The 14036-nt window shown below is 71.6% G+C and carries 9 protein-coding genes and 2 pseudogenes; 8 read left to right on the top strand and 3 right to left on the bottom strand.

What is annotated here, in order from left to right:
• Nucleotides 1-10 precede the first annotated feature (10 nt).
• The 3 genes from rpmI to AC5Y4Q_RS19310 are packed head-to-tail and all read left to right on the top strand — an operon-like array spanning nt 11 to nt 1462.
• Nucleotides 11-205, top strand: coding sequence for a 50S ribosomal protein L35 (gene rpmI / locus AC5Y4Q_RS19320; protein WP_064920295.1), 195 nt, complete (start codon nt 11-13; stop codon nt 203-205).
• A gap of 55 nt (nt 206-260) precedes the next feature.
• Nucleotides 261-650 carry a 50S ribosomal protein L20 gene (rplT, locus tag AC5Y4Q_RS19315; protein ID WP_013828758.1) on the top strand — a complete coding sequence of 130 codons (390 nt, stop codon included), beginning with the start codon at nt 261-263 and terminating at the stop codon, nt 648-650.
• 20 nt (nt 651-670) lie between these two features.
• Nucleotides 671-1462, top strand: coding sequence for a TrmH family RNA methyltransferase (locus tag AC5Y4Q_RS19310; protein WP_064920296.1), 792 nt, complete (start codon nt 671-673; stop codon nt 1460-1462).
• Here AC5Y4Q_RS19310 and AC5Y4Q_RS19305 read toward each other — a convergent pair.
• A complete protein-coding gene (locus tag AC5Y4Q_RS19305) occupies nt 1459-2556 on the bottom strand; it encodes an oxygenase MpaB family protein (protein ID WP_109535571.1) in 1098 nt (365 codons plus the stop codon). The genes AC5Y4Q_RS19310 and AC5Y4Q_RS19305 overlap by 4 nt on opposite strands.
• 157 nt (nt 2557-2713) lie before the next feature.
• Between AC5Y4Q_RS19305 and AC5Y4Q_RS19300 the strand changes: the two genes are divergently transcribed.
• Nucleotides 2714-3619, top strand: coding sequence for an adenylate/guanylate cyclase domain-containing protein (locus tag AC5Y4Q_RS19300; RefSeq protein ID WP_125224966.1), 906 nt, complete (start codon nt 2714-2716; stop codon nt 3617-3619).
• Nucleotides 3620-3761: 142 nt separating this feature from the next.
• Nucleotides 3762-7925, top strand: a complete 4164-nt coding sequence (locus tag AC5Y4Q_RS19295; RefSeq protein ID WP_064922648.1) for a PGRS repeat-containing protein — start codon at nt 3762-3764, stop codon at nt 7923-7925.
• A 51-nt stretch (nt 7926-7976) separates the two neighbouring features.
• On the opposite strand, the pseudogene AC5Y4Q_RS19290 reads toward AC5Y4Q_RS19295, so the two are convergent.
• Together AC5Y4Q_RS19290 and AC5Y4Q_RS19285 are read right to left on the bottom strand one after the other, a co-directional pair.
• A pseudogene (locus tag AC5Y4Q_RS19290) lies at nt 7977-8236 on the bottom strand (Txe/YoeB family addiction module toxin).
• A gap of 157 nt (nt 8237-8393) precedes the next feature.
• A pseudogene (locus tag AC5Y4Q_RS19285) lies at nt 8394-8570 on the bottom strand (hypothetical protein); the annotation flags it as partial.
• Nucleotides 8571-8643: 73 nt separating this feature from the next.
• Here AC5Y4Q_RS19285 and pheS point away from each other — a divergent pair.
• The 3 genes from pheS (at nt 8644) to AC5Y4Q_RS19270 (ending at nt 13733) form a co-directional block, all read left to right on the top strand.
• Nucleotides 8644-9696: a phenylalanine--tRNA ligase subunit alpha gene (gene pheS, locus AC5Y4Q_RS19280; RefSeq protein ID WP_064922647.1), complete on the top strand. Its 1053-nt coding sequence runs from the start codon at nt 8644-8646 to the stop codon at nt 9694-9696.
• The gene (gene pheT / locus AC5Y4Q_RS19275; protein ID WP_064922646.1) at nt 9696-12185 is read left to right on the top strand and encodes a phenylalanine--tRNA ligase subunit beta; all 2490 of its coding nucleotides are present in this window, start codon (nt 9696-9698) and stop codon (nt 12183-12185) included. Before pheS ends, pheT begins: the two co-directional genes overlap by 1 nt.
• Before the next feature lie 96 nt (nt 12186-12281).
• On the top strand, nt 12282-13733 hold the full coding sequence (locus tag AC5Y4Q_RS19270; RefSeq protein ID WP_064922645.1) for a dihydrolipoyl dehydrogenase family protein: 1452 nt from the start codon (nt 12282-12284) through the stop codon (nt 13731-13733).
• The last annotated feature ends 303 nt before the right edge of the window (nt 13734-14036 follow it).

The following is a 14036-nucleotide window of genomic DNA, read 5'->3' as shown; positions in this document are numbered from 1 at the left end:
CTGAGGAAACATGCCCAAGGCGAAAACCCACAGTGGCGCTTCAAAGCGGTTCCGTCGCACCGGCACCGGCAAGATCGTGCGGCAGAAGGCCAACCGTCGCCACCTGCTTGAGCACAAGCCGAGCACCCGCACCCGCCGGCTGGCCGGGCGCACCGATGTGGCTGCCAGCGACACCAAGCGCGTCAATGCGATGCTCAACGGCTGACAGCCGCTCCAGGCAACGCACATCCCTTACGTCCCAACGAGAGTAGGAACACCCAATGGCACGCGTGAAGCGGGCAGTCAACGCCCAGAAGAAGCGGCGCACCATCCTGAAGGCCTCGAAAGGCTACCGCGGCCAGCGGTCGCGCCTGTACCGCAAGGCCAAAGAGCAGCAGCTGCACTCGCTGACCTACGCCTACCGTGACCGTCGCGCCCGCAAGGGCGACTTCCGCAAGCTGTGGATCACCCGGATCAACGCGGCGGCCCGCGCCAACGGCGTCACCTACAACCGACTGATCCAGGGCCTCAAGGCCGCTGGTGTCGAGGTGGACCGCAAGAACCTCGCCGAGATCGCCGTCAGCGACGCGGCCGCGTTCACCGCGCTGGTCGAGGTCGCCAAGGCGGCGCTGCCCGAGGATGTCAACGCGCCCTCCGGCGAGGCCGCCTGACCCTGCTGGGTCTTTCTGGGATGCTGACCGAACGCTCGGCCCGGGTGGTCGCGGCGGTCAAGCTGCACCGGCATGCCGCCAGGAAGCGCGAACAGCGCTTCCTGGCGGAGGGGCCCAATCTGATCGAGGCCGCGATCCGTCGCGGCCTGCTCATTGAAGTCTTCGCCACCGAAGCGGCGGCCCAGCGCCACGGCGAACTGCTGGCCACCGCACCCGCCCGTGTCCACCTGGTCACCGATCGGGCGGCAAAAGTCTTGTCGGACACCGTCACTCCGGCCGGGCTGGTCGCGGTGTGTACGCTTCCGCAGCCGGACCTGCACGCCGTGCTGGCGGGCCCGCCGCAGCTGGTGGCGGTGGCGGTCGGTATCGGCGAGCCGGGTAACGCCGGCACCCTGATCCGCATCGCCGACGCCACCGGGACCGGGTTGGTGGTGTTGACCGGCAACAGCGTCGATCCCTACAACGGCAAGTGCCTGCGTTCCTCGGCGGGCAGCATCTTCAACGTCCCGGTGGTGGTCGCGGCCGACACCGATGCCGTGCTGGCCGCGCTTGAGCAGGCGGGGCTACAGGTGCTGGCGACGGCACTGGACGGCGAGCTGTGCCTCGACGACGCCGACCCGGTGCTGGCCGCGCCCACCGCCTGGCTGTTCGGACCGGAAGCCCAGGGTTTGCCGGCCGCCGCCGCAGCCGCCGCCGATCATCGGGTGCGAATCCCGATGTCCGGTGGCGCGGAGAGCTTGAATGTGGCTGCGGCAGCTGCGATCTGCTTGTACCAGAGTGCGCGGGCGCAGCGCCACGCCGCCCGCGCCTAGGCGGCCTTCGGCCGTGGTCGTGGCCGCGGCGGGCGCACCCCGGCCAGCGAGAAGGTGCTGTGCACCAACGAGCCGGCGCGCTCGATCAGGCTCAACCGCCGCGGCGGGACGTAGTGCATCCCGCTGGCGCGACGGTCCCTGGGCGGTGCGGTGCGCCACGGCGCTTCTTCCAGCGGTGCATCGGCGGGAATCTTGCCCTGTTCACGGCGATAGCCGGCCAGTGCGCGCGGGTGCAGCCGGATCTCCTCGGGCACGAAGCTGAACGCTATCTGACTGAACTTGCCGATCAACCGGAACAGCACCTCGTCACCCTCGGACCAGCGCAGGCCGGCCTTCTCCCGGACCACCGGCTCGAAGAGTCCCGCGGCAATCCAGCGCTGGGTGGCCAGCATCGGCTTGAACAGCTGATCCCACACCGGGGTCGGCATCATGACGAACCACGGCTTGGGGATACGCATGTCCAAGATGCCTTGCGCGGCCGGCGTCATCTCCAGCTCTTCCTCGCAGACCCGGTCCCAGTACTCCAAGAATTCTTCCCAGGACTTCGGCACCGGGCGCATGCTCATGCCGTACATCCGGTACCACTGCACGTGTTCGTCGAAGAGCTGGTGCTTTTCGGCTTCGGTCAGCCCGCCGCAGAAGTACTCGGCCAGCTTGATGATCAGCATGAAGAACGTGGCGTGCGCCCAATAGAAGGTGTCGGGGTCCAGCGCGTGATAGCGCCGGCCCTGCTCGTCGGTTCCTTTGATGTCGCGGTGCCAGTCGCGGATCGAGGCGCCGGTCTGTTGGGCGCGGGCCCCGTCGTAGACCACGCCCATGATCGGATACACCGACCGGGTGACCCGCTGCAGCGGCTCACGCCACAGGCTGGAGTGCTCCTGCACACCGGCGCCCAGGCCGGGATACATGTTCTCGATGGTGCCGATCCACATGCCCATCACGCCGGTGCGGATGTCGCCGAAGTACTTCCAGGTCAGCGATTCTGAGTTCAACGGTTCGACAGCCGCTGCGGGTTTGGGCGGGGCTTGCAACGGGGCACTCTGCTCGGCGGGCTCTGCTGCCCGCTCGGCGGACGTGGTCGGTGTAACGGTCATCACGTCTCCTGTCTGGCGAACCTGACACAACCATAATTGTGACAACACGTGTTGTCTACAACATCGCGGGCGCGTCGCGGCAGGATCGCCGACCGTGGCGTGCGCCACGTGCCTCTGCCGTTGCCGGTGGCCGCGAGCGCCACCTACGCTGAGGCACATGGACCTCGAGCCGGTCGGTCGGCAGGCTGACGAGCTCGAGGAGGTGGTGGAGATTCCGGAACAGACCAGTGCGAGCCGCCGCCGTTCGTTCTCCCTCGACGAGGCCGCGGCCTGGTTGAACCGGGCGACCAACGACGTGCGGGTAGTGGACTTGGTCCGGCGTGTGCGCCGGGCGCTGCCCGGTGACCCGGAGTTCGGCGACCCGCTGTCGACGGCCGGTGACGGGGGACCGCAGGCCGCGGCTCGGGCGGCGGGCCGGTTGATGGGCGACCGGTCGGCGGCCTCCCGGGAGGTCAGCCTGGGGGCGCTGCAGATCTGGCAGGCGCTGACCGAGCGGATGTCACGGGCGCCGTCCAACGCCGAGGCGACGCTGGTCTTCACCGACCTGGTCGGTTTCTCAACGTGGTCGCTGCGCTCCGGTGATGACGCCACCCTCACCCTGTTGCGGCGGGTGTCGCAGGCGGTGGAACCGCCGCTGCTGGATGCCGGGGGTCGGATCGTCAAACGGATGGGCGACGGGATCATGGCGGTGTTCCGTGATCCGCTGGTCGCGGTGAGCGCGGTGCTGCAGGCTCAGCAGGCCATCGGCACGGTGGAGGTCAACGGCTTCACGCCGCGCATGCGGGCCGGTATTCACACCGGCCGGCCGCAGCGGCTGGCCGACGACTGGCTCGGCGTGGACGTTAACATCGCCGCACGAGTCATGGAGCGCGCCGTCAAGGGCGGCATCGTGGTGTCCGGGTCGACTCTGGAGCGCATCGACCCCGCCGACCTCGACGAATTGGGCGTGGTGGCCAAGCGGGCGCGCCGGCAGGTGCTGTCGGCTAAGACCAGCGGGGTGCCCGCCGATCTGATGATGTACCGGCTCAAGGCGGTTCACCGCGAGGCCCCCGCCGCCGAGTAAGCGCCCGTCGCGGACGCCAAACCGCGGCAACGGATTCCCGCACTCGAGTGGAGGAACCCCGTTCCTTGGAATAGTCTGCGTGAACAACCCATCTATTTGTTCAGTTCTACACAGGTCGCCTTCAGCGCAGAAGCGGGGAATCATGGCAGGTCGGGAGCAGCGTCGGAACAACGGCCGCCGGGCAGGTAAGCGGCTGGTCGGCGCCGGCGGCACGGTGGCGGCGTTCCTGACCTTCGGCATGGCTCCGCTGGCCACCGCCCCCACGGCGCGCGCCGACCTCGACTTCGACTGGCTGACCGATCTGTTCAACCCGGTCTCGGATTCGACGGTCGGATGGGACAGCAGCGGCTGGGACAGCAGTGCCTGGGACATCAGCTCCTGGTTCAGCTCGGCTGACCCGGGTGTGGCCGCCGACTCGACTCCGGCGTTCGACATCACGTCGCTGTGGAACACGCTGTTCTACACGCCGATGCACACGGCCGTGGAGGCGTGGATCGAGAATCCGGCGAACGCCGGCACGCTCGAGTTCATCAACTCGCTGTTCAAGGACTCGGATTACTGCGGCCTGATCTGCAACGGCGCCGACGGTACCGCGGAGAACCCGGACGGCGGCAACGGCGGCTGGCTGTTCGGGGACGGCGGGGCCGGTTATGGCGGCGGCGAGGACGGCGCCGGAGGCGGCGGTGACGGCGGAAACGCCGGACTATTCGGCAACGGCGGGGCCGGCGGTGCCGGCACGGCGGACAGCCATGACGGCGATGGCGGCAATGGCGGCCTGGGCGGCTCGATCATGGGCATCGGCGGTGCCGGTGGGGCCGGCGGGCTGGGCGGCGACGGCGGCAAGGGCGGCGACGCCATGGGCTGGCTGTTCGGCATCGGCGGTGCAGGTGGCGCCGGGGGCGCGGGTGCGGTCGGTGACACCGGTGCGACCGGTGCTTGGGGCACCAACGGTGGAGTCGGCGGGAACGGCGGCGAGGGCGGCGTCGGCGGCACCGGTGGTGTGGGCGGCAACGCCACGAAAGCGATCTTCGGCAGCGGCGGCGCCGGCGGAGCTGGTGGTGCTGGCGGTTCGGGTGGCCAGGGCGGGACCGGCGCGGCCGGCGACGCCGACCACCGCGACGGTGGCACCGGCGGTAACGGCGGTGCGGGCGGCGAGGCCGGCAAGGGCGGCGAAGGCGGCAAGGGCGGATCGCTCGGTAGCGCCGGCGCAGCCGGCAAGGACAGCACGGTCAACGGCAACGGCGGGCAGGGCGGCACCGGCGGCGCCGGCATGGACGCCGACGCCAATCACGATGCCGGTGTTGGCGGCGCCGGCGGGACCGGCGGCAGCGGCGGCGAGAGCGGCAACGGCGGCCAGGGCGGGACCGGCGGTGCCGGTGGTGCTGGCTTCAATGAGGCCCATGGGGCCGGTACCGGTGGCAACGGCGGCACCGGTGGTGACGGCGGCAAGGTCGGCAACGGCGGCACGGGCGGTACCGGCGGTGCCGGTGGGCTCAGCGGCACCTACCAGGGCGCGGAAGGCGGCACCGGCGGCGTCGGTGGTACCGGGGGCGTCGGTGGCACCGACGCGGGCAACGGCGGCAACGGTGGTGTCGGTGGTGTTGGCGGCGCCGGGCACGACGGGGCCAAGGGCACAAACGGCGACGACGGCACCTTCGAAAACGGTGGAACCGGCAACGGCGGGCCCGGCGGCAAGGGCGGCGACGGCTTCGACGGCGGTAAGGGCGGCCAGGGCGGCCAGGCCGGCGCAGCCGGTGGCGGTGCGGGCAGCGTCGCCGGAAAGAACGGCAACGGCGGGGCCGGCGGCGCCGGCGGTGCTGAGGGCGCGGGCGGTGATGGCGGCAAGGGCGCCGACGGGACCTGGGCTAACGGCGGGGACGGCAACGGCGGCAACGGCGGGAAGGCCGGCGAGAACGGCCAGGGCGGTCACGGCGGCGCGGGCGGTGCCGGTGGCGGTTCCGGGGACAACGCCGGTGCCACGGGTGCCGACGGCGCTGAGGGCGGCAAACCCGTCGAGGCCAGCACGGGCGGCGCCGGCGGCAACGGAGCCGACGCCGATGCCACCCACGACCACGGCGGCAACGGTGGCAATGGCGGCGACGGCAATAACGGCGGCAAGGGCGGTGCCGGCGGCAGCGGCGGCGACGGCGGAACATTCGGCGACGGCGGCGACGGCGGTAACGGCGGTGCCGGTGGTGACGGTTCGCACAGCGCCGGTGGCGTCGGGGGCGCCGGTGGAGCCGGTGGTAGCTCCGTCTCCGGTGACGGCGGTAACGGCGGCAAGGGCGGCGCAGGAGGCAAGGGCGACGTCGGCGAGACGGGCAGCCACGGCGCTGACGGCACCTTCGACAACGGCGGCACCGGCGCCGGGGGCAACGGCGGCAACGGTGGTGCGGGCTACGACGGCGGCAAGGGCGGCGCGGGCGGTAACGGCGGCGCCTCGGAGCACGGCACCAAGGGCGTCAACGGTGACGGCGGTAAGGGCGGCCAGGGCGGTGCCGGCGGCGCGGGCGGCAACGGTGGTAACGGCGCTGACGGCAACTGGAATTACAAGGGCCAGTACGGCTTTGGCTCCGGCGGTAAAGGCGGCAACGCCGGTAACGCGGGCGCTGTGGGCAAGGGCGGCGACGGCGGCGCAGCAGGCACCGGCGGCACCGGCGGGGCGGCCGGCGCCGCCGGTGATAAGGGCGTAGGAGTCGCAGACTCCAGCGGCGTGCACGGCGGCAATGGCGGTAACGGTGCCAACTCCGACGGCGTCCTCCACCCGAACGGCGGCGCCGGCGGCGACGGCGGCACAGGTGGCACCAACGGCGACGGCGGCGACGGCGGCGATGGCGGCGGCTACGTCACTCCGCCCGCAGGCGACGACTCAAATCCCGGCGGACCCACCGTCTTCAACCCAACTACCGGCGGCAACGGTGGGGCCGGCGGCAACGGTGGCGCTGGCGGCACCACATCCGGCAGCGGTGGCGACGGTGGTAACGGCGGCAACGCCTACCAGCCCGCCGGAAATGACCCCAACACCCTGACCAAGGGCGGCAACGGCGGCGCCGGCGGCAATGGTGGCGTCGGCAATGGCGCCGGGAACGGCGGCAACGGCGGCGATGGTGGTAACGGCAACGCCGGCACCCAGTACGGCGGTGCGGGCGGCGCCGGCGGCAAGGGCGGCGCCGCGACTGGCTCCGGCAATGGTGGCGCCGGCGGTGACGGTGGTGCCGGTGGCACCGCGACCGGCTGGAAGTCCGACGGCACCTGGGGCATCGACGGGTTCAGCGGCAAGTTCGGCTCCGGCACCATCCTCGGTGTCTCCGGTGCCGGCGGCGCGGGCGGCGCTGGTGGAGCGTCCGTAACGGGTGACGCCGGAGCCGGCGGTGACGGCGGCGACGGCGGATCCGCCGCCGACGACGCCGGCGCCCGGGTTATCTGGGGCGGTTCCGGTGGCGCCGGTGGTGCCGGTGGCGCCGCTGCCAACAGCGGCAAGGACGCCACCGACAGCGGCGACGGCGGCGCAGGTGGCAACGGCGGTAACGGCGGTGAGGGCACCATCACGGGCGGCAGCGGCGGCAATGGCGGTGCCGGCGGCGCTAGCGCCAGTGGCGTCGGTGGCAAGGGCGGTGACGGCGGCGCGGGCAACGGCGGTACCGGCTGGAACGACGTCAACGGCAACCTGGCCGGCAAGGGCCAGATCCTGAACTTCGCCGGCAGCGGCGGCAACGGCGGTGCCGGCGGCAACGGCAAGACCGGTGGTGACGGCGGTGCCGGCGGCACCGGCGCCGACGGCACCGGTGGCGGCAACGTGTTCAGCTCCGGCGGCACCGGCGGCAACGGTGGAGTTGGTGGCACCGGCACCACTGGCGACGGCGGCAAGGGCGGCGCGGGCGGTGACAGCGGCGACGCGACCTGGCGGGCCCACAACGGTGGCGTCGGCGGTGCCGGCGGCAGCAGCGAAAAGGGCAACGGCGGCACCGGCGGCGACGGCGGTGACGGCGGCGACCTCCTTGCTGGTGGCGGGACTGCACCGACCAACGGCCAGGGCGTAATTGTCGGCGCCGGAGGAAATGGCGGTAACGGCGGCAGCAGCACCGCAACCGGCACTACCGGCCACGGTGGCGACGGCGGTCACGGCGGCGACGGCGGCGAAGGCGTCGGCAGCATCAAGGGCGGCTCGGGCGGCAGCGGTGGCACCGGCGGCTCGTCTGGTTCCGAGAAGGGCGTAACGCCTCCCAAGCCGACGGCGCCCACTACCACGGCCGGCGGCGAGGGCGTCGCCGGCGGCGCGGGAGCAGAGCCCGCGACCGGCAGCTAGCGCACGCGGCCGAGAGCCCCGCACGTCCACCGCGTGCGGGGCTCTCGGCTATCAGTAGTGGTAGCGGCGGGCCTGGAAGATTCTGGCCTCGTCGTCGTGGGCGCGGCAGTCAAGCCGGTGCTGGTCGTCGATGCGAGGCGACCAGTAGCCGGACGGCTCGCCTTTCAGCGGTTCGGGCTCGCCGATCCCGTCGAACGGATCCCGCTGGTTCTCCGCGCTCATCCTGACGAGGCGACATGCCAGCTTCACGTCGGAGCCGAGCCACAATGGGACGTCCCCCAGCCGGCGGGATCGAAGCGGATCTCCTTCACGCCTCGCCGCCGGCCATCTCCCGCGGCTCAGCAATCGACTTTGTCGGGGTGGCCAATCCGGGGCGCGGCGCCGGCCTCCATCAGCCGCCGGGCGTTCCCGCAGACCGCCACAGATAGCACCGCGCGACGCGACGCGCACCGGCTGGTGGTCGGTGTTGACCTGCTCCAGCAGCGGAAAAAGCTGTTTGCGGGCCTCGCTTGCGCTGATGGGCACTGTCACTCCCTGGACAAGAATGTCGGACGAACAAAGTGCCAGCAGCGCCTCGGCCGGGCAATCGTCGTGCTCGCTGCGGCGTGGCACGCCGCGGTCTATATGATTTGGACCGGCCAGCATTCCGGCCGAGGCGCCCTGGACCGATTTCGAACCGGGCCCGAGCCAACCCAGCCAGCAAGGAGAGTCGCGCCGCGTGGGCGATCAACCCGTTGACCCGTCCGTCGTCTCCGACGCGACCCTGAATTCGGCGCTGGACGCAGCGCAGCGGGCCTTTGACGCCGCCGCCGATCTCGACGCGCTGGCGCACGCCAAGACCGAGCACCTCGGTGACAAGGCGCCGCTGGCTTTGGCCCGCCAGGCCCTGGCCAGACTGGACAAAGCCGACCGCGCCGACGCCGGCAAGCGCGTCAACGCCGCGCGCGCGCAAGCCCAACGCGCCTACGACGAGCGGCTGGCGGCCCTGCGCGCCGAACGCGACGCCGCCGTGCTGGCCGCCGAAAGCATCGACGTCACGCTGCCCTCGGCGCGCCGGCCCGCCGGCGCGCGGCACCCCATCACCATGCTGGCCGAACACGTCGCCGACACCTTCGTGGCGATGGGCTGGGAGGTGGTCGAGGGCCCCGAGGTCGAAGCCGAGCACTTCAACTTCGATGCGCTGAACTTCCCCGTCGACCACCCGGCGCGCAGCGACCAGGACACCTTCCACATCGCCCCGGCCGGCTCACGCCAACTGCTGCGCACCCACACCTCTCCGGTGCAGATCCGTGCCCTACTGGCCCGCGATCTGCCGGTCTATGTCGTCTCGATCGGGCGCACGTTCCGCACCGACGAACTCGACGCCACCCACACGCCGGTGTTCCACCAGGTCGAGGGGCTGGCAGTGGATCGCGGGCTGACCATGGCGCACCTGCGCGGCACCCTGGACGCCTTCGCCCGATCCGAGTTCGGGCCGGCCGCTAAGACCCGCATCCGACCGCATTTCTTCCCGTTCACCGAACCCTCCGCCGAGGTCGACATCTGGTTCGAAGGCCGCAAGGGCGGCGCCGGCTGGGTCGAGTGGGGCGGCTGCGGGATGGTGCACCCGAATGTGCTGCGCGCCGTCGGCGTCGACCCGGATGAGTACTCCGGTTTCGCATTCGGCATGGGGCTGGAGCGAACCCTGCAGTTCCGCAACGGAATTCCCGACATGCGTGACATGGTCGAGGGCGATGTGCGGTTCTCCCTGCCGTTCGGGGTGGGTGCCTGATGCGCATTCCCTACAGCTGGTTGCGGGAGGCCCTGACCGCGGGCGCGCCGGGCTTCGACTTCTCCGCCGACGCGCTGGAGCAGGCGCTGTTGCGGGTCGGCCACGAGGTCGAGGCGGTGCACACCCTGGGGCCGGTCACCGGGCCGCTGAAAGTGGGCCGGGTCGCCGAGATCGAGGAACTCACCGAGTTCAAGAAGCCGATCCGGGCCTGCCTCGTCGACGTCGGCGAAGTCGAGCCACGCGAGATCGTGTGCGGCGCCACCAATTTCGTGGTGGGCGATCTGGTGGTGGTGGCACTTCCCGGCGCGGTGCTACCCGGCGACTTCGCCATCGCCACCCGCAAGACCTACGGCCGCACTTCCGACGGAATGATCTGCTCGACAGCCGAATTGCGGGTTGCCGCAGACTCTTCCGGCATCCTGGTGCTGCCGCCCGGCACCGCGGAGCCGGGCGCCGACGCCACCGAGGTGCTCGGCCTCGACGACGTGGTCTACGAGCTGGCGATCACCCCCGACCGCGGTTACTGCATGTCGGTGCGGGGGCTGGCCCGGGACCTGGCGTGTGCCCTGGATCTGGACTTCCGTGACCCGGCCTCGCGCGAGGTCGTGCCCGCACTGCCCAACGAGGGCCAGGCGTGGCCGCTGAGTGTGCAGCCGGGCACCGGGGTGCGCCGGTTCGCGCTGCGCGGCGTCACCGGCATCGACCCGGCGGCGGTGTCGCCGTGGTGGCTGCAGCGTCGCCTGCTGCTCTGCGGCATCCGGGCGATCTCTCCGGCCGTCGACGCCACCAACTACGTGATGCTCGAACTCGGCCACCCGATGCACGCCCACGACCGGGCGCGGATCATCGGCGGGTTCGACGTGCGCTTCGCCCGGCCCGGCGAGACCGTCACCACCCTCGATGACATCGAACGCAAGCTGGATCCCGCCGACGTGCTGATCGTCGACGACGCGGCGACCGCCGCGATCGGTGGCGTGATGGGCTCGGGCAGCACCGAAATGCGCGACGACTCCACCGACGTGCTGCTCGAGGCCGCGATCTGGGACCCCGCGGCGGTGTCGCGGACCGCCCGGCGCCTGCACCTACCCAGCGAGGCGGCGCGACGCTACGAGCGCTCGGTTGACCCGGCCATCTCGGTGGCGGTGCTGGACCGTTGCGCGGCGCTGCTGGCCGAGATCGCCGGGGGAGTCGTCGAACCCACCCTGACCGATTGGCGCGGTGACCCCCCGGTCCAGGATTGGTCGCAGCCGGCGATCGAGATCCCGGCCGACCTGCCCGATCGCACCGCCGGGGTGGGCTACCCCGAGGGCACCACCGCCCGGAGACTGACCCAGATCGGTTGCGCGGTAATGGGTTCCGATGTCTTGACCGTCACCCCGCCGAGTTGGCGCCCCGACCTGCGCCAGCCAGCCGACCTGGTCGAGGAGGTGCTGCGCCTGGAAGGGCTGGAATCCATCCCGTCGGTGCTGCCGACGGCGCCGGCCGGCCGCGGCCTGACCGATGCCCAGCGGCGCCGCCGCGCGATCGGCAAGTCGCTGGCGCTGGCCGGCTACGTCGAGGTGCTCACCACACCGTTTTTGCCCGCCGGTGTCTTCGACGCCTGGGGGCTCACCGACGATGACCCGCGCCGCGCCACGGTGTCGGTGCTCAACCCGCTGGAGGCCGACCGGCCGCAGCTGGCCAGCACACTGCTGCCCGGGCTGCTGGAAGCGTTGGTGCGCAACGTTTCGCGCGGCATCAGCGATGTCGCCCTGTTCTCGATCGCTCAGGTGGTGCAGCCGGCGCGGGGCGACTCCGCCCTGCCGGCCGTCCCGGTGGATCGTCGGCCCACCGACGCCGAGATCGCCGGAATCGACGGCGCCCTGCCGCACCAACCGCAGCACATTGCGGTGGGGCTGACCGGGCTAATCGAACCCCGCGGCCCCTGGGGACCGGGCCGGCCCGTCGAGGCCGCCGACGCCATCGAAGCCGCTCGGATCATCGCCCGCGCCAGCGGTGTCGAGGTCACGCTGCGCGCCGCGGCGTACCTGCCGTGGCACCCGGGCCGCTGCGCCGAGGTGCTGGTCGGCGAGACGCTGATCGGCCACGCCGGGCAGCTGCATCCGGCCGTCATCGAACGCGCCGGCCTGCCCAAGGGCACCTGCGCAGTCGAGCTGAACCTGGATGCCATCCCGATCGCTGCGTCGCTGCCGGCGCCGCGGGTGTCACCATTCCCCGCGGTCTTCCAGGACGTCGCGCTGGTGGTCGACGAGAAGGTGACCGCCCAGTCGGTGGCCGATGCGGTGCGTGACGGGGCCGGCGAGCTGCTGGAGCACATCGCCCTGTTCGACGTCTACACCGGCCCGCAGGTTGGGGAGGGCCGCAAATCGCTGGCGTTCGCGCTGCGCTTCCGGGCCCCGGATCGCACCCTGACCGAGGACGAGGCCAGCGCGGCGCGTGACGCGGCGGTGGCCTGCGCGGCCGAGCGCGTCGGTGCGGCCCTGCGCTAGGTCCCACCGTGCGCGAGGCTATCGCGAACCCCGGTGCTCCGGCATGCTGAGAGGCGCCAACCGCCACCAAGCGGGAACCTCGAGGGGGTCGACTCGATGCACGAATCCGAAACCTACGATGTGGTTGTGCTCGGGGCCGGACCCGTCGGTGAGAACGTCGCCGACCGTGCCCGAGCCGCCGGATTGACGGTAGCGGTCGTCGAACGTGAGCGCGTCGGCGGTGAATGTTCCTACTGGGCGTGCGTGCCCAGCAAGGCCCTGCTGCGGCCGGTGCTCGCGCTCAGCGATGCCCGCCGCGTCGCCGGCGCACGACAGGCCGTCAGCTCCTCGATCGATACCACCGAGGTCTTCGTCCGCCGTAATCGCTATGTGGGGGACTGGGACGACACCGGCCAGGCGGACTGGCTCAACGGAATCGGCGCGACGCTGGTGCGGGGCCATGCGCGACTGGACGGGCCACGGCGGGTGGCTGTCAGCGCACCCGGCGGCGACGTCACGACGCTCACCGCTCGGCATGCCGTCGTGATCTGCACCGGCACCCGACCAGCGCTTCCGGATATTCCCGGCATGACCGACGCGCGACCGTGGACCAATCGTGAAGCCACGGACTCCAGTTCGGTACCGGGCCGGCTCGCTGTCGTCGGCGGCGGGGGAGTGGGCGCCGAAATGGCCACCGCCTGGCAGGGTTTGGGCGCCGCGGTGACGCTGCTGGTGCGTGGGTCCGGGCTGCTGCCGCGGATGGAACCCTTCGTCGGCGAATACGTCGCCCGCGGGCTCGCCGACGCGGGTGTCGATGTGCGCACCGGTGTTTCGGTCGCCAAACTGCATCGCGCCGACCCCGCGGGCCCGGTGCGGCTCGACTTGACCGACGGCAGAGAGCTCGAAGTCGACGAGATCCTGTTCGCGACGGGCCGGGCGCCGCTGACCGACGACATCGGACTGGACACCGTCGCACTGACCCCCGGTGACTGGCTGGACGTCGATGACACCTGCCGGGTGAAAGCGGTGGACGACGGGTGGCTGTACGCGTGCGGCGACGCCAATCACCGGGCGCTGCTGACCCACGAAGGCAAGTACCAGGCACGTATCGCCGGCGACGCGATCGGCGCCCGGGCGGCCGGAAAGCCATTGGACACCGCGGCATGGGGCGCGCATGCCGCCACCGCCGACCACCACGCGGTCCCGCAGGTGTTCTTCACCGACCCCGAAGCCGCCGCGGTCGGCCTCACCGCCGAGCAGGCGCAGCAGGCCGGCCACCGGGTGCAGGTGGTGGACGTGGAGATCGGCGAGGCGGTGATGGGCGCCAAGCTGCACGCCGACTGCTACACCGGTCGGGCGCGGATGGTGGTCGACGCCGACGGCGAATACTTGCTCGGCGTCACATTCGTCGGGCCCGGGGTTGCCGAACTGCTGCACTCGGCCACCATTGCCGTGGTCGGCCGGGTGCCCATCAGCCGGCTCTGGCATGCCGTGCCGTGTTTCCCGACCATCAGCGAAGTGTGGTTGCGGCTCCTTGAGGGCTACCGCGATGCCGGGCAGGGCAGCTAGCCGCCGGCAGAAGTCAGCCGTTCCGCAGCAACCCGCGCCATCGCCACTGAGATAATGCAGGGCAGCCGATTCGCGTCCGGTTGCCAGCAGGAGCAGCGCCGAAACCGGACCCTCGATGGTGGGCCCGGCGCCGCATCGATCAGCGATCGCCGCGGTCTTGTCATCGGTGTCGCCGAAGCCTGTGCCATGGCCATGCCGCTGGTGCTGGACACCCCCGGGTTTCGGCGCGCCCTCATCGGCAACGCGGGCGCCGACGACGATCCGCGGATCGGCCGGTATTGGGGATCTCGTCGCCGATCTCGC

It is taken from the genome of Mycobacterium sp. NGS16, from assembly GCF_059813225.1.
This window is presented reverse-complemented; position numbering and strand designations above follow the sequence as displayed.

Bases quoted from the DNA above. Each gene is read 5' to 3' on its own strand.
- rplT (WP_013828758.1), top strand. From the start codon at position 261: ATGGCACGCGTGAAGCGGGCAGTCAACGCCCAGAAGAAGCGGCGCACC.
- pheT (WP_064922646.1), top strand. From the start codon at position 9,696: ATGCGCATTCCCTACAGCTGGTTGCGGGAGGCCCTGACCGCGGGCGCG.
- AC5Y4Q_RS19270 (WP_064922645.1), top strand. From the start codon at position 12,282: ATGCACGAATCCGAAACCTACGATGTGGTTGTGCTCGGGGCCGGACCC.
- AC5Y4Q_RS19295 (WP_064922648.1), top strand. From the start codon at position 3,762: ATGGCAGGTCGGGAGCAGCGTCGGAACAACGGCCGCCGGGCAGGTAAG.
- AC5Y4Q_RS19300 (WP_125224966.1), top strand. From the start codon at position 2,714: ATGGACCTCGAGCCGGTCGGTCGGCAGGCTGACGAGCTCGAGGAGGTG.
- AC5Y4Q_RS19310 (WP_064920296.1), top strand. From the start codon at position 671: ATGCTGACCGAACGCTCGGCCCGGGTGGTCGCGGCGGTCAAGCTGCAC.
- AC5Y4Q_RS19305 (WP_109535571.1), bottom strand. From the start codon at position 2,556: ATGACCGTTACACCGACCACGTCCGCCGAGCGGGCAGCAGAGCCCGCC.
- rpmI (WP_064920295.1), top strand. From the start codon at position 11: ATGCCCAAGGCGAAAACCCACAGTGGCGCTTCAAAGCGGTTCCGTCGC.